Origin of the sequence: Flavivirga abyssicola, assembly GCF_030540775.2 — a bacterium.
Classification (GTDB): domain Bacteria; phylum Bacteroidota; class Bacteroidia; order Flavobacteriales; family Flavobacteriaceae; genus Flavivirga; species Flavivirga abyssicola.
The window spans coordinates 1,471,261-1,490,318 of record NZ_CP141266.1; the positions used below are offsets into that span (position 1 = coordinate 1,471,261).

Here is a 19,058-nt window from a genome sequence, read left to right on the forward strand (position 1 = left end):
GATCATTATGAATATTAGATATATATACCTTTTTGTCCTTGCTTTAGGATTTTTTGCTTGCGACGAAGACGATAACATATTACCAGAAGAAGTCATTTTACCAGAATTAACAACTGGTTCTGCAGATTTTTCAAATTATGTAGCTGTAGGCGCTTCATTTACATCTGGTTTTACAGATGGAGGTTTATTTAAAGCTTCACAGGAAAATTCATTCCCTAACATTTTATCAAAAGAGTTTGCAAAAGCAGGTGGAGGCGATTTTACGCAACCTTTAATGAGTGATAATACAGGAGGGATTTTAGTAGGGGGTAATGTAATAAGAGGTTACAGGCTAACATTTAATAGCGCCATTCCAGGACCGCAACCGTTAGATGCTTTTTTAACAGGCTTAGGAGCCCCTGTTCCTCCTATTACTACAGAAGCTGGAGTGAGCATTGGCAGCGACTTTAAAAATTTCGGTATCCCTGGTGCAAAAAGTTGGCATCTTGTAGCTCCTGGTTATGCCGGATTAAATCCATACTACGCACGTATAGCATCTGCTCCAATGGCTACAGTTTTGGCTGATGCTATGGCACAAAATCCTACATTCTTCACATTATCTGAAGTCGGAGGTAATGATGTATTAGGTTATGCAACCTCTGGAGGAGACGGATCAAATTTAATAACACCTTCTGCCGGGTCTGCTGGAGTTGGTTTTGATGAGACATTTAATACTTTGGTAACCACCTTAACTTCTGGAGGAGCAAAAGGTGTCGTTACAAATGTTCCTTACGTTACAGATTTACCACATTTTACAACGGTACCAAATAACGCTCTAGTTATAGATGAAGCTACTGCTGGTCAATTAACTGGGTTTTTTCAGGCTGTAGCAGGAATCTTTACTCAGGTTTTAATAGGACAAATGGTCCCTCCTGCTCAAGCCCAAGCTTTGGCTTCTCAATATGCTATACCATTTAGCGCAGGAGCGAATAGATGGATTATAGATGTTCCTGTAACGCCTACCAATCCTTTAGGTTTTAGGCAAATGACCGAAGACGAGTTATTGGTATTAACTATAGACCAAAGTGCTTTAGCTCAAGGCTATGGTTCAGTAGCTTTAACACCAGAAGTTTTACAAGTTTTAGGAATTCTTCAAACTGGAGGCACACCAACACCTCAACAGGGCGCTTTGGTAATTGCTGCTGTTAATGGTATTGATGATGGAGATGCCTTAGATAGTGATGAGCTTGCTGAAATAAAAGCTGCAACTGACGCATATAATATAACTATTGCTGAAATAGCAAATTCAAATGATAACATTGCCTTAGTTGATTTAAACAGTATTCTTAATGAACTAGCAAGTACAGGTATTGATTTTGATGGTTTTAACCTCAATGCAGATTTAGTTACAGGTGGAGCAGTAGGTTTAGACGGGATTCATTTAACAGCAAGGGGATATGCTTATTTAGCAAACAAATTTTTAGAAGCTATTGATAGTGCTTTTGGATCTAACTTCATTGAATCCGGAAATATTGCCAAAGCAAATGACTACCCAACAAATTACTCGCCTACACTACAATAATTTAAAATAAAATTATCATTATAAAACACCTTCAGTTAGAAGGTGTTTTTTTATTATAAAAAAGCTCTAAAAACAACTTTTATTTTAAATTAAAAAATATATCTTTGCACGCGAAAACTAAAAGTGTTTTCATACAATTAAATCGCATAATATTAAATACATAAGTAATGTCTAAAGTTACAGGTAAAGTTGCACAAATAGTAGGTCCGGTAATCGATGTTGAATTCGGTGCAGGTTCAGAACTTCCAAAAATTTACGATTCATTAGAAATTAAAAGACCTGACGGTTCTATATTAGTATTAGAAGTACAGTCTCACATTGGTGAAGATACAGTTCGTACTATCGCCATGGATTCATCTGATGGTTTAAGTAGAGGAACTGAAGTTATAGCTACTGGTGCGCCTATACAAATGCCGATTGGTGATGATGTTTACGGACGTTTATTTAATGTAATTGGAGATGCTATTGATGGTCTTGGGGATTTACCTAAAGCTAATGATGCTGGGTTACCAATTCACCGTCAAGCTCCTAAGTTTGAAGATTTATCAACGTCTACTGAAGTTTTATTTACAGGTATTAAAGTCATCGATTTAATTGAGCCTTATGCAAAAGGTGGTAAAATTGGTTTATTTGGTGGTGCTGGTGTTGGTAAAACAGTACTAATTCAAGAGTTGATTAACAATATTGCAAAAGGACATGGTGGACTTTCAGTATTTGCTGGTGTAGGAGAAAGAACTCGTGAAGGAAATGACCTTTTAAGAGAGATGCTAGAATCTGGAATTATCCGTTACGGTGATGATTTTATGCATTCTATGGAAGCAGGTGGATGGGATTTATCTAAAGTTGATAAATCTAAAATGAAAGAATCTAAAGCGACTTTCGTATTCGGACAAATGAATGAGCCTCCTGGAGCACGTGCTCGTGTTGCCTTATCTGGGTTAACTATTGCTGAGTATTTCCGTGATGGTGCTGGTGAAGGACAAGGAAAAGATGTATTATTTTTCGTAGATAACATCTTCCGTTTTACACAAGCTGGATCTGAGGTATCTGCATTACTTGGTCGTATGCCATCTGCGGTAGGTTACCAACCAACATTAGCAACAGAGATGGGTGCGATGCAAGAACGTATTACATCAACAAAAAGAGGTTCTATTACATCTGTACAAGCGGTTTACGTACCTGCGGATGATTTAACGGATCCTGCTCCTGCAACAACCTTTGCTCACTTAGATGCAACAACAGTATTATCTCGTAAAATTGCTGAGCTAGGTATCTACCCTGCGGTGGATCCATTAGATTCTACTTCTAGAATCTTAACAGCAGATATCTTAGGAAACGAACATTATGACTGTGCACAACGTGTAAAAGAGTTATTACAACGTTATAAAGAATTACAAGATATTATCGCTATTCTTGGTATGGAAGAATTATCTGAAGAAGATAAATTAGCCGTAGGTAGAGCTAGACGTGTACAACGTTTCTTATCACAACCTTTCCACGTAGCAGAGCAGTTTACAGGTATCCCAGGTGTATTAGTTGATATTAAAGAAACTATTAAAGGATTTAACATGATTATGGATGGTGAATTAGATCACTTACCAGAAGCTGCGTTTAACCTTAAAGGAACTATCGAAGAAGCTATTGAGGCTGGAGATAAAATGCTTGCAGAGGCATAGCCTAAGCAAGTGCTGAATTTATTTCAGCATCTTAAATTTTGAACTTTGAATAGAAATTAAAAGACCCTGAACCAAGTTCAGGGTACTAAAATAAGTTTTAGTATGTATTTAGAAATTGTATCACCTGAAGCAACCTTATTTAGTGGAGAAGTAACTAGTGTTGCCGTTCCTGGAGTCAATGGAGATTTCGAAATGTTAAATAATCACGCACCTATTGTATCTTTATTAAAAGAAGGTGTTGTGAAAATTTCAGGAAATATTGAATTATCTGAAGCCGTTCAGGATAAGTTTACTAAAGGAGAAAAAGACACGACTTTATTAAAGATAAATTCTGGAACTATAGAAATGAAAGACAATAAAATTATTGTTTTAGCAGACTAAATTTCTTTTTATAAAATATATTAAAAACGCGAAGTAAATACTTCGCGTTTTTTTATACGCCATTATTTTATGTCCATTTCCAGATCATTAACTCCCATACTTCACCACCCTCTGTATGTACATCTAAAATTTCAAACCCTATTGCTCGATGTGCTCTAGAAGAACGGTTATTTTTAGAATTCACTTCTGTAATTACGGCATCAAAATCTGATTTTAATTCGTCCTTGAAGTAATAATAAAGCCTTTTAAAAATACCTTGTTTTCTATAGGCCTTATCTATGCAAATTTGCCCCATAATTAAATAACAAAGCTCTGATAAGTTTTTAGAAGCAATAATACTATCCATATACTCAAACATGGGTATAAGTTCTGGCACATCATTTCTAAACGCATTAAGCATACACAAAGCATAGCCTATAACGTTTCCATCATGCGTAGCAATTACATGTGGGCAAGCATCATTCATTCGTTTTAAAACATCAAACGTATGTTTTACAGAAACAAATCCTTCTGTTTTTATAGCTTCATTAGATAATAATATCTTAATGTTATCACTTTGTAAATCTAAGATTTGTTGTAATTCCTCCTCTGTTTTTGCACGTTTATAAATAATTTGCGTCATTGCAAACTATACTTTTTTAATAACACTCGTAACAATACCCCAAATAACAAAATCGTTATCACTGGTAATTTTTATTATTGGGTAATTAGGGTTTTCTGGTTGTAACCATACTTCATCTTTATCTACTTTTAAGCGCTTTACTGTAAATTCACCATCTAAAAAACAAACGGCTATTTTATTATTTGCAGGTTCTAAGCTTCTATCTATGACTAGTAAATCATTATCATCCAATCCAGCACCAATCATAGACTGCCCACTTACCCGTGCAAAAAAAGTAGCTTCTTTATTTTTAATAAGCTCTTTATCTAAAGACAAGCGCTGCTCCTTAAAATCTTCTGCAGGAGAAGGAAACCCAGCAGAAATTCCTGTATCGAAAAAAGGAGCCCCTGAATCGTTTGTTACTTTTGGACTAAAAAACGTTAAATGTTGTGATTTGTGTAGTATCATTTTACTTTAATAATATCATTAATATTAGTCGTATATCTTGGAGATAACCGTTCTTGACGCATTTTCCAAGTACGTTTTAAATCCTGATTTCCCAGCTTTATTTTATAATTTTCATATTTACCATTTAACTTGTCGATAGTATCCATCAAGGGTTTATGCTTTGGATCTTCAGTTTCAAACATATCCAATTGATGATTGTTTGTTGGGACCAAACCCGTCACAATAACACCTGCTCGTTTATATTTTATTCCTTTTTTAAAAATTGAAGCTACACTATCTACAGCACAATTACTAATAATTAAAGATGAATTAGTTGGATAAGGTAAATTTACAACTTTACTTACTCTATGTTGCTCCATGCCCTTTTTATGCCTGTCACTTCTTAAAACAACATAAATAATATGACAACTAGAACCTTGCTTACGTAATTTTTCGGCACAACTTGTTGCAAACGTTGAAATTCGTTCTTTTATATTTTCAATATCCGAAAAAGTATACTCAAAACTTCTGGTAGTTGCAATCGCTCTTTTTGTTTGAAATTCATCTAATTTCAACTTAGAAACACCTTCTAAATCCTTTTTTAGCTTCCATTCGGTAATTGAGAAATTCTTACGCACCCATTCATCTGGCAACTGAACAAAATCCAATGCCGTTTTGCACCCTTTTATTTTTAATCGTTTTTGCAATCCATGTCCAATACCCCAGACAGCTTCTAATTTTATCCATTTTAAAGCTTTAACTCTTTTCTCCTCAGAATCAATCACATAAACGCCATTGGTTTTATTTGGAAATTTGCGAGCTATTTTATTGGCGACCTTACTCAAAGCTTTTGTTGGAGCAATCCCCACGCAAGTAGGAATGCCTGTCCATTTTAAAATACGCTGTCTAATTTGGTTCCCGTAATCTTCAAAATCGTAATCTTCAAAACCTTTAAATTGCACAAATGCTTCATCAATGCTATACACCTCAACATCTGGAGTAAACTGTTCCAATATGGTCATAACTCGACTACTCATATCCCCATACAACGGATAATTAGAGGAATACACACAAATGTTATTGGCTTTACAAAATGTTTCCCATTTAAAAATAGGTGCTCCCATAGGAAGGTTTAATGCCTTAGCCTCATCACTACGCGAAATAACGCAACCATCATTATTACTTAAAATAGCAATGGGCTTGTTCCACAAATTAGGGTTAAAAGCGCGCTCGCAAGACGCATAAAAGTTATTACAATCTACTAAGGCGTACATTCTATAAAAATACAAATTTTACATACATTTGCTTTATGTACAACGTAGAATTTACCATAAGAGAACCTAGAATATCGTGGTTTAACAAGATTCTATTCTCTGCATTGTTTTCTGGATTTTGCGTTTTTGTTCTATACATTTTTAAAAGTAATGGTGTATACCATCGATTAAATAAAGAAGACACCGAAAAAGTAATCGTTTTTCTAATACTTCTATTAGGAATATTAATTGCATTTATTCTGCCAATAATAGCAAGACATTATATTCACCTTAATTTTACTCATTTAAAAATAAGACACAGTTACTCTATTGGACCATTAGTTTATAGAGAAAAATGGCAAAACCTTAAAGACTTAAATTATATATCTGTTTTTCATACCAAAAATGGATATGAAGTAAATCTTTGGTATAAAAAACATGAAATTTTAAACCTATTTGTCTTAGATGATTTTAATGAAGTTTTAGAAAAGGGGTTTTTCTTTTCTGAAAAATTAAACATCGATTTACTCGATGCCAGAAAACGAGGCCATCACAAAAGAATAAACAAAGTTATTTATAAAGAAACAGGTAAAGTTGAATATCTAGATTAATTAAAAGAACTTATCCTTCTTTACAATGGAATTACCAATACGTTTATACGTGACCTTAGTACCATTAGCACAAAAATGATAGACCGCTTTTTCTTTTTGTTCTGAAAACGATATCAATAAAATATTCGCTACGTCACAGTTATAATCTTTAGCAACTTTCTTTTTTACATAAGCAATCGTTGCTCTGCCTCTTTTTAATTGAGCTTGAATTTTTTTATTCAATTTAGGCTCAACAAAATCCTCAGTTAAGTTACAACCTTCATTTTCTTTTGAATTTAAATCATTTGGAACAGTAATATTATTTGGAACATCTTCAGACTTTTCTGCATCAATATACTCCCAGGTAAAATCAGCTTTAAGCAAGACACGTCTTCCATCTTCAGTTTTTACAATATGATTATTCTGTGCAAAACCAGTACAAGACATAGAAAATAATAAAAGAAAGAAAAACGTTTTCATAATAGATTTATAATATAGGATTTATAATTTCAAAAATACATGTTTTAATACTAAATCAATCTTCTATATACTCTAAAATATCAGCAGGTTGACAATCTAAAGCTTTACAAATGGCTTCTAAAGTTGAAAAACGCACCGCTTTTGCCTTCCCAGATTTTAAAATAGAAAGATTTGCTGTCGTTATACCTATAATTTCAGCCAACTCTTTGCTTTTCATTTTACGCTCGGCAAGTATCCTATCAAGATTTACAATAATTGGCATGGTTATATGGTTAGATCGTTTTCTTGTTTATTCTTATAGGCTCGTTTGAAAATAATTCCAAAAGTGTAGCAAGTAAACCCTATAAACACGATATATCCCATATTAAAATAATGTCTTTCTACATCTAAATAGTTTAACACATAATTTAGGAAAGCATATAGAAGTAGTAGTGTAGAACTTTTAATTAATAATTGTGAATTTTTCTTTTCAAAAAATGATTTAGTCTTAATACTAATCAAAAATTTATTATAATTAAAAAGTGGAATTATTAATAAAATCAAACCTAAAAAACGAAGTGTTTTTATAAAAAACGTATTGTAAAAACTATCATCATTCACATATAATTTAGATCCCTTTATTAACACAAAACCCTCATTATAAACCGCTTTAAGCCATGGCAAATAAGAACCGACTGCTATTTCAAGTATGATTGCAAAAAAAATGAGTAAAAAAAATCTTTGGAAATTTATAGCACTTTTTAAATCCATCACTTATAAAGTTAAATAGTTAAGTCATTTTCTTCTTTTGTTTTCTTAGCTTGTTTGAATATCTCTGCTAGGATGTAAAAAGCTAATCCAGCTGGGATTAAAAAAGTAAACTCGGCTTTAAGTTCATTAAAAAAATTGAACGAAGATTTTCCTATGGATGCCAGAAGAAATCTTAAAACAAGGACACTAATCGTATACCAAATAAAGATATTCCCTATCTTTTTGAAATACCTTATATTATTATTACTAAAGTAATCCCCATTTTCTATCTCTTTTAAAATTGATAAAAAATAAGAAAAACCATAAATAAGATAGCCTCTCCAAATAAATAAACCAGCACTAATCACATAATAACTCCATTGTATCGCATTTTTTGAAGTAAACCAAGATTCATTTTTATCTGCAAATTTTGCCCAACTTTGAAATTCTTTAAACTGGTAAAAATCAAATTCTCTAATATCATTAAGCAAAATGGAAGCTAAAGACAGCAAAATAACCCAAGTGATAATAGTTAAAATATTTGTATTGTCTTTCATTATATATTTATAAAATTATTGTTTAACAATAACAAATATATAAAAATTATTGAAAAACAATAATTTTTTATTAAAAAAAGATATTTTACACTTATAGATTAGACCTGTTAGGTTTTAAAAACCTGACAGGTCTTTTAGTATCTTTACACCATGTTTCCTAAAAAACTATATCAAAAACTTGAAGAGCGTAAAGCTAATAATGCCTTACGTCAACTAGGGACACAAAATAATTTAGTAGATTTTTCCTCCAACGATTATTTGGGTTTTTCTAAATCTGAAACCATTTTTAATAACACCCATAAGTTTTTAATTGGACATCATATAACTCATAACGGAGCAACAGGCTCAAGGCTACTTTCAGGAAATCATCCGCTTTTTAATATTGTCGAATCCTTATTATCTGGTTTTCATAATAGCGAATCTGCCTTAATTTTTAATTCTGGCTATGATGCTAATGTGGGCCTATTTTCATGTATCCCACAACGTGGAGATTTTATTTTATATGATGAGTATATTCATGCATCAATTCGTGATGGTATAAAACTTTCCAATGCGAAAGCCTATAAGTTTAAGCATAACAATTTACAGGACTTAAGAAGTCTCCTCGAGCGCAGTCGAGAGGTTCCGCAAGAAACTAACATTTACATTGTTACAGAATCTGTTTTCTCAATGGACGGTGACTCTCCAGACTTAAAAGGAATGGTACAATTATGTAAAGATTATAATGCCTATTTTATTATAGACGAAGCACACGCCATTGGTGTTTTTGGAGAACGTGGTGCTGGCTTAGTGCAACATTTAAAATTAGAAAATGACGTTTTTGCTAGAATTATCACATTCGGAAAGGCTATTGGTACTCATGGCGCTGCCATTATAGGAAGTGAATCTCTTAAACAATATTTAGTAAATTTTTCCAGAAGTTTTATTTACACCACCGCTTTACCTCCTCATACTTTGGCTACTATTCATTCTGCTTATCATGAATTAATTTTAACCAAGAATAGAGCACAACTTCATAAAAATATTGCCCATTTTAAAATGGAAATTATTAAAAACGAGCTCCAAAACTATTTTATAGAAAGTGATTCTGCTATACATTGTTGTATTATTTCTGGGAATGATACTGTGAAGCAAATCGCCCAAAAATTTCAAAAGCGAGGATTTAATATAAAACCTATATTATCACCAACAGTTCCAAAAAAACAAGAACGATTGCGTTTTTGCTTACATGCATTTAATTCTGAAGAAGACATATCAGCAGTTTTAAAAGGACTTACTACTTTTGTAAGTATATGAGTGATACGTTTAAAACAATAGCTAGATTTCAATATTCATCTGAAGCTCAAATTATTAAAGGGCGATTAGAAGCAGAGGGTATTCAAGTTTTTCTATCAGACCACTTAACTATAGATACAGACCCATTGGTAAGTAATGCTATAGGGGGTGTTAAGCTAAAAGTATTATCACATCAAGCATTAAAGGCGCAACATATTTTAGATACTATTAAAAAGTATTCTCTTGATGATGAAGGTAACACCATCAATTGTCCAAACTGTAAAAGTGAAAAAGTCGAATTATTTTCTACAATAAAAGATGTTAAATCATTATTCTGGTTTATTTTTGGGTTTTTATTTTCTTCGCTTCCTTTTTATACAAAGCACAAGTATAAATGCGAAGATTGTAAAACAGAATTCGATTTAAAATGAAAACATATTTCATCACAGGAATATCTACCGATGTTGGCAAAACCATTGCCTCAGCTATAGTAACTGAAGCTTTGCACGCTGATTATTGGAAACCGATTCAAGCAGGCGAACTAGACCATGACGATAAGTATACCGTTGAAAAACTTATCACCAATACTAAGTCTAAAATTCACCCAAATAGTTATGCCTTAGAAACCCCTATGAGTCCTCATGCAGCAGCAGCTATTGATGGCGTTTCAATTGATATAAAACAGATTAATGCCCCTAAAACTAAAAGTCATTTAGTCATTGAAGGCGCAGGCGGGTTACTAGTACCTATAAATGATACGCAAACCATTTTAGATCTTATTAAACCTGATTATAAAGTGATTGTTGTTTCCAGGCATTATTTAGGAAGTATTAACCACACCCTGTTAACGATAAATGCTTTAAAAGAAAAAGGGTTCGACGTCTCGATTATTTTTAGTGGTAATGAACATAAAACCACTGAGGATATTATTTATAAAATGACAAAAGCTCCTGTTATTGGGCGTATTAATGAAGAACCTTATTTTGATAAAAATGTGGTGAGTGAATATGCAGAAATGTTTAAAGACAGATTGTAATTGTCTTTCCCGCGAAGGCGAATCTTATATATTGAAAATAAAAACAAAAAAAACAGATTTCCGCCTTCGCGGGAATGACAAATATTATGACATTAAAAGCCCGCGACAAAAAACACCTCTGGCACCCCTTAACGCAACACAAGTTGCATCCAGAAACTATTGCCATAACTAAAGCAAATGGATGTGTTTTATATGATGAAGACGGTAATGAGTATATTGATGCTATTGCTTCATGGTACACCTGCATGTATGGGCATTGCAACGAATACATTACAAGTCGTGTTGCTTCTCAAATGCAACAATTAGATCAAGTGGTTTTTAGTGGCTTTACTCATGAGCCTGCTATAAAACTATCGGAAGCACTTATTAAAATTCTACCGGACAACCAGAACAAAATTTTCTTTAGTGACAATGGTTCAACATCAGTTGAAATTGGGATTAAAATGGCATTGCAATTTCATTTTAATAAAGGAGAAAAACGCAACACGCTTATTGCTTTTGAAGATGGATTTCACGGTGACACTTTTGGTGCCATGAGCGTATCTGGATTATCAATTTACAACGGCCCTTTTAAAGATTTCTTTTTAGAGGTAAAACGGATTCCAACCCCAAATGGAGAAAATAATGAAGCTATTTTAAACACTCTAAATACCATAGTAGAAACCGATAACGTAGCTGGTTTTGTTTACGAGCCTTTAGTACAGGGCGCGGCAGCCATGAAAATGTATGACCTCGAAGGATTAAATACTATTTTAGAGTTTTGTAAAAAACATAATATCATTACTGTTGCCGACGAAGTTATGACGGGCTTTGGAAAAACAGGAAAATATTTTGCATCAGATTATATAGACACAAAACCAGATATTATGTGTTTAAGTAAAGCCTTAACTGGTGGTTTATTGCCTATGGCACTTACCACATGTTCCGAAGACATTTATAACGCTTTCTATAGCGACGACATAAAAAAAGGTTTGTTCCACGGGCATACGTATTCGGCAAACCCATTAGCATGTACTGCTGCTTTAGCAAGTATAGAATTATTACAATCAGAAGCTATTCAGCAAAATATAAAAACAGTTATTGCTTCTCATAAAACGTTTAATGAGCGTATAAAGACACATCCAAAAGTAAAATCCACGCGACAAACAGGAGTCATTTTCGCCTTGGATTTAAATATAGAAATGAAACGTTATGGTAATTTACGAGACAAGCTGTTTAAGTTCTTCTTAGATCATGGTGTATTTCTGCGACCTTTAGGGAACACTATTTACATTCAAGCACCTTATACGATGACAAAGAAGCAACTACAAAAAATCTATCAAGTCATTGAAGATGTTTTAGAAATTGTTTAAATATAGTCCTTTATTACAATGATATTATAACTCATTATTTTACAATATTTTACATTTCATGAAACAGACAGAAAATTCTGTATTTTAATTATATTTTTCTATATTAGCCACTCTCTATTAATAATTAATGGTATTCGTTCAATTCTGCATCCATGGTCCTTGGTTGTAATTAATTGAAATATTTAACCATAACCATTATAATTATGAATAGAAGCCATTATTATTTTATTTCCATAACTCTTATTAGTACAATAGGGTTTTTGTCCTGTCAAAAGGATAATTTTTCTGAGCTAGAAATGACCCCCATAGAGTATTTGTTTAACATTCCAAATAAGATACATTTTAAGCTTTCGCAACAATCTGAAAATAGTACTTCCAAAATTCCTTATTCTAATAGTTTAAACATAAAAAATATTGGAAATGATACAATTTCTGTTAACTATACCATTTTTGCTTTTAAAAGTAACATCAAAAACTACAACAATATTGCATTTATTAAGGAAGATAGTATTTCGAACTTAGTCAAAAATGATACGACTTCAACTATTCCATTACATCGATCCAATATATTATTTTCAAAGGAAAATACCATTATTTCTATTTTAAGCTTTAAAGAAGAAAACAAAGACCACCCCTTAAATGGTTTGTTTAATGGGGAACTAAATGTGTTTGATTTCACAGAAACAGACACAACGTTTTTAAGAAGTGTTACTTGTACAGGAGTTATTGATTATCAGGGTAGATTTAATTTATTTACACAAGATGTAGACGAAGAAAACATCGTCTATATAAAAGGAAATTTTAATTCTAATAATTATATTTCAGGAGAGATTAAAAATAATGAAGGCACTTCACTTTCACAGCTTGTAAATATAGAAAATCAACTTCTACAATTAGTTGATACAAAGACTATAGAAGGTAGTATCAAATTCACTGAGAATAGCGAAGAACGCATTCTTAAAGTTTCACTAACTCGATAAAAAATTAAAATTATGAAATTTAAACTTACTATACTATTATTTTTTATTGTGTTTGGTCTGTACGCACAAAAGCAATTGCAACCATATAATTATTCTGTTTCCAAAGATGGAAAAACAGAAACTATAATGATTTATGCTTCTGCAGAAGCCGTAAACAGCATAATGTTTACTTTAAAAAATGAAAAAAATGAAGCCTTAAAAACTAAAAAGGAAAATAGCGAAAGTGAAGATATTAAGTTTAAAGTATTTCCTTTTACAGAAACTTCTTTTAGAAAATTTTTAGTTGATGCAATAAATAGTATTAGCCAAAAAGATGAATCAGACAAAGAAGAATATGGCATTTTTAAAGAAATACTTGCTCCTCTAAAAAAAACAGAGGATGAAACTAAAAATTTATCAAAAGAAAAGCTGGGACAATTAGTAACCAAAAGAAAAGACGCCGTTCAAAATGTAAGAAATATTTTTCAGTTTTTTGATGCACTTGTAATTACAGCATTTCAATATGATACAGAGCCTGTAGCTGGTTTGTTAAAATATCGATTAGACAGTTTAGTAATAACTAAAAAGACCATTCAAGGTTTGAGTACTGACTTATATTTTAAAAAACAAGCAAAATTTATAAGAAAACATATTATTTACTTAGATAAGCAAAACATAAAAGATGCAAATAACTCATTAAGAGATTGTTGTAGAAGTTTAACTAACAAAAAAAGCAAAGAAGAATGCTTAGAAAAAATTCATGAAAAACTAATTAATTTAGGCAATAATAAAGCTATTATAATATCTGATTATGTAGAAAATGAAACAGATGGGTTTTTAAAATATTTGAGAACACATAACCAAGGAAAAACCATTAAACAATTTTATGAATTTAATGAAAATTCCAAAAAAGGTCTATGGAATAAAGCTAAACCTACATTTAAAAGGTATGTAATGAACAAGTTAAAAGAGTATTATAATGATTACGAACTATATGAATTAAAGAAAAGTGATTTTTTTAAAAAATATGTGGGGAAATTACAAAAAAAAGAAAAAATTAAAAATGAAATTATCAAAATTGAAGGAAACAAAAAAATAATTGATCTTACTTTAAAAGATTCCTCTGACACAAAAGAGAAATATATTAAAAAATCTAATGTCCTTAAAAAAGGAATAAGAGACATATTAGATAATAAAGAAAATTATTACATAAATAATATTGAAGAGTTAGAAATAAGAAAACGTGAAATAGATAATGAATTATACATCTTGTTAGACGAAAGCAACGTAAGTCAAACTCCCAAAAACACCGACTCTCTAGAGGAAGAGTATAAAAAATTAACTAACGACATACGGAAAAAATGGAACTTATATTATAAATCTAATCCAAATAACTCATCTATTAAAGTTAGAAAAAGTAAATCTCTTATTGATACTATAAATGAAAAAATAAAATCTTATACAAGTGCAATTAATACTTTAAAAAGTAAATTAGGTGACATTAATTCAAAAATTAATACTAAAATATCTGTCCAAAAAAGTATTCAAGACAAAATAAACACGCTAATTATTAATAATAAAGAAATTATTAGGAGATTCCCTTTATGGGTCCTTAAAGCTAATGAAATAGAATTAGATATTAATGACGGTTTCTTAGAGCATGTCAAAGCCGTTGGTGAAATTAAAAAACCATTATACGATGATGACACAAGTGAAGAGATAAAGCAATTCTTTGAAGAGCCTATTATTAAAGATATTTTAAATGATATATATGGTAAAACCTTAAAATTTGACAATGATTTTCCTTTCGGTTTTAGCTCTAAAAGTGATTTTGCAGACCTTTATAAGTATTCATTATTCCAGTCTGAAGGAAAAGAAAAAAAGTTCTCTTTACCTGTAACCGAAATAATAACCTATTATCAAAAGCATCAAAATGATCGTTTGGATTTTAGTCCAAAGGACCAAGTTGTAAGACTACCCCTAGAAGATACAGATAAAGACAAACAAATAGAACTAAAAAAAGAAGTTTCATCTAAAGTATTAAGTGCTAAAATATATACTGATTTCAATGGTTTTCAAAAAGATAAAGAAAATGGTTTAGCCCAAATGGAAATAGAGAAACTTATTCCTATCTGGACAAAGAGGTTAAACCTTGGTTTAGGTAGAGGATCAAATTTTGGATTTGCTAATTATGTAAATTTCAATCTATCTTGGCAAAAAATTAATGAAGATGATCGTGAATTACAGGCTAGTAAAAGTGAACGTTTTATAAATAATGAACCTGTCACAGATAAGTTTGTGTCTTATTTAGATTTGGTAAAGTATGAAAATGTATCTGTAGGTGTTGATCTTAATATCGCATCTTTTGATTTTCCTTTAGTAAAAACAAGAATTGAACTAAATGCAGGTACTCATTTTGGTAGAATTAATGTAATTGACGATATAGTTACAGATTCACAAAATCCAGAAACTAAAACGAGAGAATTGGATAAAACAATAAATATGATACGCGCTTATCCAGATGTTATTGTTAGAATTAGGCCTGAAGAACGTTTTGGTGGTTATTTAAGATTTAGACCGTTTAGGACTATAGTACCTAATAATGAAGAGTTTTTTGCAGTTAGTTCCACTAAAAAATTTAAAGAAAATAGGTCACTTACTAAAAGTTGGTTACATCGCTATGAGTTAGGTGCTTCTTATACACCTTCAGTAGACAGTGATAATAAATTTTTCTTTAGATATCGATATACAAATACTTCCCAATGGGAGACTAATGGGTATAGTGAAATACAAGTTGGTTACTTAATTTATTTAAAATTTTAATCTTAATTAAACAAAACAATATATCATTAATGTAAGAACATGTATTTTTGCAGAAAATTAAAATCTTGCAAAAACCAATCTCCATAACCGCTATTTCATCCATTTCTCCGTTAGGAAAATCTCTAGATGACGCATGGAACAGTTATCAAAACGAAAAACATTGTCTTGCGGAAAAACTATTTAATAACGAAAATGCTTTAGTTGCTGAAATCCCTAAAGATGCTAAAGAACATATTGAATTATTGCGCCAATCAGATTCAAAATACAAGTCTCTTGATGACACCGTTTTATTTGCTATTTATGCTTCTCGACAAGCTATAAAACAGGCTGGTTGGAAGGGTTCAGACAATTTTGGAATTAATATCGGATCATCTCGTGGTGCTACAGAACTTTTTGAAACCTATCACAAAGATTTTCTTGAAAAAAATAAAACTCAAACATTAAGCTCTCCCACAACCACATTAGGTAATATTTCATCTTGGGTCGCTCACGATTTACAAACACAAGGTCCCGAAATTAGCCATTCAATAACTTGCTCCACTGCCTTACATGCCATGCTTAATGGTATTGCATGGATAAATTCTAGTATGTGCGATACATTTTTGGTTGGAGGTAGTGAAGCCCCACTTACACCATTTACCATTGCACAAATGCGAGCGCTTAAAATATATTCAAAAAACAAGTTAAGTGTCCCTTGTCATTCAGAGCACAGCGAAGCATCTTTTCCTTGCCTCGCTTTAGATCTTAAGAAAAAACAAAACACCATGGTTTTAGGGGAAGGCGCCTCAATGGCTTGTTTGGAAAGAGGTGAAAAAGAGAACGCCTTAGCCATTATAAAAGGAATTGGCTACGCCACTGAAATTTTAGAGCATAATATTTCTATTTCAAGCGATGCAAAATGTTTTCAAAAATCGATGCAAATGGCATTAGGTGATTTAAGCCCTAATGATATTGATGTTATTGTGATGCATGCACCTGGAACTATAAAAGGCGATCTTTCAGAATATAGAGCTATTGAAAAAATATTTTGTAACAAAACACCTGCTTTAACTACAAATAAATGGAAGATAGGTCACACCTTTGGAGCTTCCGGGGCTCTGAATATTGAATTTGCAGTTTTAATGTTACAAAATCAAAAATTTATTGGTATTCCTTATATAGAAAATCAAGAAACACCTCAAAGAATAAAAAATATTCTTGTAAATGCTGTTGGTTTTGGAGGAAATGCAGTTTCAATTTTACTTTCAAAATAACATTGTAAGATGATTTAAATAATCTTACATTTAAATCACTAATTTTTAATTCTCAAAACTATGACAGAGTGGTTTTTTAACTTAGAATTGTTTCCAAAAATTTATTGGTTAATCGCTATCATTGGATCACTGATTTTTACAATCGTAATGATATTATCTTTTACAGGTGGTGATGCCGACGGCGTTGGAGATATAGATTCTGAAATTGATGGAGACACAGGAATTGGGTTTCAATTTATCACTTTTAAAAACTTAGTTGGATTTTTTACCATTTTTGGATGGAGCGGTATTGCATGTATAGATGCTGGGTTATCTATGCCCATAACTATTGTCATTTCTATATTCTGTGGACTAATAATGATGGTTATTATGGCCTCCATGTTCTATTTCATGGGTAAATTAACAGACAGTGGAACTTTAAACTATAAAAATGCGATTGATGCCATTGGTGAAGTATATCTTACCATTGGTGCCAATCGATCCAGAATGGGAAAAGTAAGTGTTAGAGTTCAGGGCGCTATGCGCGAACTGGATGCCCTAACAGATTCACTAGTAGAATTAAAATCTGGAACAATAATAAAAGTAGTCGACGTTACCTCAAATGGTATTTTAATCGTCGATCAAACAAAAAAACCAATAGAACCTTTAAAACAACACACTTATGAAATTACTGACAATTCAGGAAGGGCTTGACTTAGGATTTCCTATGGCTCTTATTTTTGGAGTATTATTTATATTCCTTTTTTTAATAATATTAATCAAACGCTACAAACGCTGTCCTTCCGATAGGATTTTAGTAGTCTACGGAAAAGTAGGTGGCGGGCAATCGGCTAAATGTATTCACGGTGGTGCTGCATTCATTCTACCCGTAATTCAAGATTATGAATTTCTTGACTTAACACCAATATCCATTGAAGTAAACCTGATAAATGCGCTTTCTAAACAAAATATCCGTGTAAACGTACCATCTCGTTTTACCATTGGTGTTTCTACAGAACCTGGGATCATGCAAAATGCAGCGGAACGTTTATTAGGATTAGGTCAAAACGAAATTCAAGACTTAGCTCAAGAAATTATTTTTGGACAGTTACGTTTAGTAGTAGCCTCTATGGATATTGAAGAAATTAATTCTGATAGAGATAAATTCTTAGCAAATATTTCGCAGTCTGTAGAATCTGAATTAAAGAAAGTTGGATTAAAATTAATCAACGTAAATATCACAGATATTGTTGATGAATCTGGCTATATAGAAGCCTTAGGGAAAGAGGCCGCAGCGCATGCTATTAATGCAGCCCGTAAATCGGTTGCAGAAAAAACAAGAGATGGTTCTATTGGTGAAGCTAATGCCGTACAAGATGAAAGAACTCAAGTTGCAGCAGCTAATGCCCAAGCCGTAGAAGGTGAAAATACCGCGAAAATTGCTGTGGCCAATTCAGATTCGTTACGTCGTCAAAGAGAGGCAGAAGCAGAACGTGTCGCTATTGCAGCTGAAAAAGTTCAAAGCGCAAAAGCATTGGAAGAATCTTATGCTGCTGAAAAAGAAGCTGAAACAGCAAGGGCAGAAAGAGAGCGCTCATCTCAAATGGCTGATGTTATTGTTCCTGCTGAAATTGATAAAAAGAAAGTTGAAATTGATGCCGAAGCGGAAGCCGAAAAAATTAGAAGACGTGCCAAAGGTGAAGCCGATGCCATTCTTTTTAAAGCACAAGCAGAAGCAGAAGGTTTATATGAAGTCTTAACAAAACAGGCTGCTGGTTTAGACCAAATTGTAAAAGCTGCAGGTAATAATTCTAAAGATGCCGTATTATTATTAATTGCAGATAAATTACCTGAGTTAGTTAAAACACAAGCAGAAGCCATTAAAAACATTAAGATTGATAAAGTAACTGTATGGGAAAATGGCGGTAGCGGGGAAGATGGAAAATCTTCAACAGCTAACTTCCTCTCTGGTATGTATAAATCGGTACCACCATTACAGGATATGTTCAATATGGCTGGAATGCAATTACCTGAATATTTAAAAGGGAAAGAGAAAAAAAAGATTGAAGTAGATGATGCTGAAATTGAAAAGCCTAGAGAATAATA

General features: G+C 32.2%; 20 protein-coding genes. 13 read left to right on the plus strand and 7 right to left on the minus strand.

Annotation, left to right across the window (positions count from 1 at the left end; translation table 11 throughout):
* The first annotated feature begins 7 nt into the window (after nucleotides 1-7).
* From Q4Q34_RS06020 to Q4Q34_RS06030, 3 genes are all read left to right on the plus strand, one after another.
* Entirely contained in the window at nucleotides 8-1,561 is a 1,554-nt protein-coding gene (locus Q4Q34_RS06020; protein WP_303316359.1) for an SGNH/GDSL hydrolase family protein, read from the plus strand.
* Nucleotides 1,562-1,728: 167 nt separating this feature from the next.
* Nucleotides 1,729-3,237: a F0F1 ATP synthase subunit beta gene (gene atpD, locus Q4Q34_RS06025; protein WP_303316360.1), complete on the plus strand. Its 1,509-nt coding sequence runs from the start codon at nucleotides 1,729-1,731 to the stop codon at nucleotides 3,235-3,237.
* A gap of 102 nt (nucleotides 3,238-3,339) precedes the next feature.
* Complete coding sequence (locus tag Q4Q34_RS06030) at nucleotides 3,340-3,618, plus strand: F0F1 ATP synthase subunit epsilon (RefSeq protein ID WP_303316361.1); 279 nt, start codon at nucleotides 3,340-3,342, stop codon at nucleotides 3,616-3,618.
* Between the two features lie 67 nt (nucleotides 3,619-3,685).
* Here the strand turns inward: Q4Q34_RS06030 and Q4Q34_RS06035 are convergent, their stop codons facing one another.
* From Q4Q34_RS06035 to Q4Q34_RS06045, 3 genes are read right to left on the minus strand one after another with little or no spacing between them, the layout of a single operon-like run.
* Nucleotides 3,686-4,240 (minus strand): GNAT family N-acetyltransferase, encoded by a 555-nt coding sequence (locus tag Q4Q34_RS06035; protein WP_303316362.1) that lies wholly within the window; start codon nucleotides 4,238-4,240, stop codon nucleotides 3,686-3,688.
* Nucleotides 4,241-4,246: 6 nt separating this feature from the next.
* Complete coding sequence (locus Q4Q34_RS06040; protein ID WP_303316363.1) at nucleotides 4,247-4,687, minus strand: LexA family protein; 441 nt, start codon at nucleotides 4,685-4,687, stop codon at nucleotides 4,247-4,249.
* Nucleotides 4,684-5,940 (minus strand): Y-family DNA polymerase, encoded by a 1,257-nt coding sequence (locus Q4Q34_RS06045; RefSeq protein WP_303316364.1) that lies wholly within the window; start codon nucleotides 5,938-5,940, stop codon nucleotides 4,684-4,686. Before Q4Q34_RS06045 ends, Q4Q34_RS06040 begins: the two co-directional genes overlap by 4 nt.
* A 35-nt stretch (nucleotides 5,941-5,975) precedes the next feature.
* Between Q4Q34_RS06045 and Q4Q34_RS06050 the strand changes: the two genes are divergently transcribed.
* On the plus strand, nucleotides 5,976-6,530 hold the full coding sequence (locus Q4Q34_RS06050; RefSeq protein ID WP_303316365.1) for a hypothetical protein: 555 nt from the start codon (nucleotides 5,976-5,978) through the stop codon (nucleotides 6,528-6,530).
* Here Q4Q34_RS06050 and Q4Q34_RS06055 read toward each other — a convergent pair whose 3' ends face one another.
* Genes Q4Q34_RS06055 through Q4Q34_RS06070 form a run of 4 tightly spaced genes read right to left on the minus strand, consistent with a single transcriptional unit; the run spans nucleotide 6,531 to nucleotide 8,275 of the window.
* Entirely contained in the window at nucleotides 6,531-6,989 is a 459-nt protein-coding gene (locus tag Q4Q34_RS06055) for a DUF3157 family protein (RefSeq protein ID WP_303316366.1), read from the minus strand.
* Between the two features lie 55 nt (nucleotides 6,990-7,044).
* Nucleotides 7,045-7,251: a helix-turn-helix domain-containing protein gene (locus Q4Q34_RS06060; protein ID WP_303316367.1), complete on the minus strand. Its 207-nt coding sequence runs from the start codon at nucleotides 7,249-7,251 to the stop codon at nucleotides 7,045-7,047.
* A 2-nt stretch (nucleotides 7,252-7,253) separates the two neighbouring features.
* The gene (locus Q4Q34_RS06065) at nucleotides 7,254-7,739 is read right to left on the minus strand and encodes a hypothetical protein (RefSeq protein WP_303316368.1); all 486 of its coding nucleotides are present in this window, start codon (nucleotides 7,737-7,739) and stop codon (nucleotides 7,254-7,256) included.
* 11 nt (nucleotides 7,740-7,750) lie between these two features.
* Complete coding sequence (locus tag Q4Q34_RS06070) at nucleotides 7,751-8,275, minus strand: DUF2975 domain-containing protein (RefSeq protein WP_303316369.1); 525 nt, start codon at nucleotides 8,273-8,275, stop codon at nucleotides 7,751-7,753.
* A 150-nt stretch (nucleotides 8,276-8,425) separates the two neighbouring features.
* Between Q4Q34_RS06070 and Q4Q34_RS06075 the strand changes: the two genes are divergently transcribed.
* The 9 genes from Q4Q34_RS06075 (at nucleotide 8,426) to Q4Q34_RS06115 (ending at nucleotide 19,056) form a co-directional block, all read left to right on the plus strand.
* Nucleotides 8,426-9,571 (plus strand): aminotransferase class I/II-fold pyridoxal phosphate-dependent enzyme, encoded by a 1,146-nt coding sequence (locus Q4Q34_RS06075; RefSeq protein WP_303316370.1) that lies wholly within the window; start codon nucleotides 8,426-8,428, stop codon nucleotides 9,569-9,571.
* The gene (locus Q4Q34_RS06080; protein WP_303316371.1) at nucleotides 9,568-9,981 is read left to right on the plus strand and encodes a putative signal transducing protein; all 414 of its coding nucleotides are present in this window, start codon (nucleotides 9,568-9,570) and stop codon (nucleotides 9,979-9,981) included. Before Q4Q34_RS06075 ends, Q4Q34_RS06080 begins: the two co-directional genes overlap by 4 nt.
* Complete coding sequence (gene bioD / locus Q4Q34_RS06085; RefSeq protein ID WP_303316372.1) at nucleotides 9,978-10,586, plus strand: dethiobiotin synthase; 609 nt, start codon at nucleotides 9,978-9,980, stop codon at nucleotides 10,584-10,586. The genes Q4Q34_RS06080 and bioD overlap by 4 nt, the downstream gene beginning before the upstream one ends.
* 86 nt (nucleotides 10,587-10,672) lie before the next feature.
* Nucleotides 10,673-11,938 carry an adenosylmethionine--8-amino-7-oxononanoate transaminase gene (bioA, locus tag Q4Q34_RS06090; protein ID WP_303316373.1) on the plus strand — a complete coding sequence of 422 codons (1,266 nt, stop codon included), beginning with the start codon at nucleotides 10,673-10,675 and terminating at the stop codon, nucleotides 11,936-11,938.
* A 203-nt stretch (nucleotides 11,939-12,141) separates the two neighbouring features.
* The gene (locus Q4Q34_RS06095) at nucleotides 12,142-12,918 is read left to right on the plus strand and encodes a hypothetical protein (RefSeq protein WP_303316374.1); all 777 of its coding nucleotides are present in this window, start codon (nucleotides 12,142-12,144) and stop codon (nucleotides 12,916-12,918) included.
* A 12-nt stretch (nucleotides 12,919-12,930) separates the two neighbouring features.
* Nucleotides 12,931-15,720: a hypothetical protein gene (locus tag Q4Q34_RS06100; RefSeq protein WP_303316375.1), complete on the plus strand. Its 2,790-nt coding sequence runs from the start codon at nucleotides 12,931-12,933 to the stop codon at nucleotides 15,718-15,720.
* 65 nt (nucleotides 15,721-15,785) lie between these two features.
* Complete coding sequence (locus tag Q4Q34_RS06105) at nucleotides 15,786-16,973, plus strand: beta-ketoacyl synthase N-terminal-like domain-containing protein (RefSeq protein WP_303316376.1); 1,188 nt, start codon at nucleotides 15,786-15,788, stop codon at nucleotides 16,971-16,973.
* 60 nt (nucleotides 16,974-17,033) lie between these two features.
* The gene (locus Q4Q34_RS06110) at nucleotides 17,034-17,666 is read left to right on the plus strand and encodes a hypothetical protein (protein WP_303316377.1); all 633 of its coding nucleotides are present in this window, start codon (nucleotides 17,034-17,036) and stop codon (nucleotides 17,664-17,666) included.
* The gene (locus tag Q4Q34_RS06115) at nucleotides 17,635-19,056 is read left to right on the plus strand and encodes a flotillin family protein (RefSeq protein ID WP_303316378.1); all 1,422 of its coding nucleotides are present in this window, start codon (nucleotides 17,635-17,637) and stop codon (nucleotides 19,054-19,056) included. Before Q4Q34_RS06110 ends, Q4Q34_RS06115 begins: the two co-directional genes overlap by 32 nt.
* Nucleotides 19,057-19,058 lie beyond the last annotated feature (2 nt).

Coding starts and splice junctions, on each gene's coding strand:
- Q4Q34_RS06030 (WP_303316361.1), top strand. CDS start 3,340: ATGTATTTAGAAATTGTATCACCTGAAGCAACCTTATTTAGTGGAGAA.
- Q4Q34_RS06075 (WP_303316370.1), top strand. CDS start 8,426: ATGTTTCCTAAAAAACTATATCAAAAACTTGAAGAGCGTAAAGCTAAT.
- Q4Q34_RS06050 (WP_303316365.1), top strand. CDS start 5,976: ATGTACAACGTAGAATTTACCATAAGAGAACCTAGAATATCGTGGTTT.
- Q4Q34_RS06080 (WP_303316371.1), top strand. CDS start 9,568: ATGAGTGATACGTTTAAAACAATAGCTAGATTTCAATATTCATCTGAA.
- Q4Q34_RS06110 (WP_303316377.1), top strand. CDS start 17,034: ATGACAGAGTGGTTTTTTAACTTAGAATTGTTTCCAAAAATTTATTGG.
- Q4Q34_RS06100 (WP_303316375.1), top strand. CDS start 12,931: ATGAAATTTAAACTTACTATACTATTATTTTTTATTGTGTTTGGTCTG.
- Q4Q34_RS06095 (WP_303316374.1), top strand. CDS start 12,142: ATGAATAGAAGCCATTATTATTTTATTTCCATAACTCTTATTAGTACA.
- Q4Q34_RS06065 (WP_303316368.1), bottom strand. CDS start 7,739: ATGGATTTAAAAAGTGCTATAAATTTCCAAAGATTTTTTTTACTCATT.
- Q4Q34_RS06035 (WP_303316362.1), bottom strand. CDS start 4,240: ATGACGCAAATTATTTATAAACGTGCAAAAACAGAGGAGGAATTACAA.
- Q4Q34_RS06070 (WP_303316369.1), bottom strand. CDS start 8,275: ATGAAAGACAATACAAATATTTTAACTATTATCACTTGGGTTATTTTG.
- Q4Q34_RS06115 (WP_303316378.1), top strand. CDS start 17,635: ATGAAATTACTGACAATTCAGGAAGGGCTTGACTTAGGATTTCCTATG.
- Q4Q34_RS06040 (WP_303316363.1), bottom strand. CDS start 4,687: ATGATACTACACAAATCACAACATTTAACGTTTTTTAGTCCAAAAGTA.
- bioD (WP_303316372.1), top strand. CDS start 9,978: ATGAAAACATATTTCATCACAGGAATATCTACCGATGTTGGCAAAACC.
- atpD (WP_303316360.1), top strand. CDS start 1,729: ATGTCTAAAGTTACAGGTAAAGTTGCACAAATAGTAGGTCCGGTAATC.
- Q4Q34_RS06020 (WP_303316359.1), top strand. CDS start 8: ATGAATATTAGATATATATACCTTTTTGTCCTTGCTTTAGGATTTTTT.
- bioA (WP_303316373.1), top strand. CDS start 10,673: ATGACATTAAAAGCCCGCGACAAAAAACACCTCTGGCACCCCTTAACG.
- Q4Q34_RS06045 (WP_303316364.1), bottom strand. CDS start 5,940: ATGTACGCCTTAGTAGATTGTAATAACTTTTATGCGTCTTGCGAGCGC.
- Q4Q34_RS06060 (WP_303316367.1), bottom strand. CDS start 7,251: ATGCCAATTATTGTAAATCTTGATAGGATACTTGCCGAGCGTAAAATG.
- Q4Q34_RS06055 (WP_303316366.1), bottom strand. CDS start 6,989: ATGAAAACGTTTTTCTTTCTTTTATTATTTTCTATGTCTTGTACTGGT.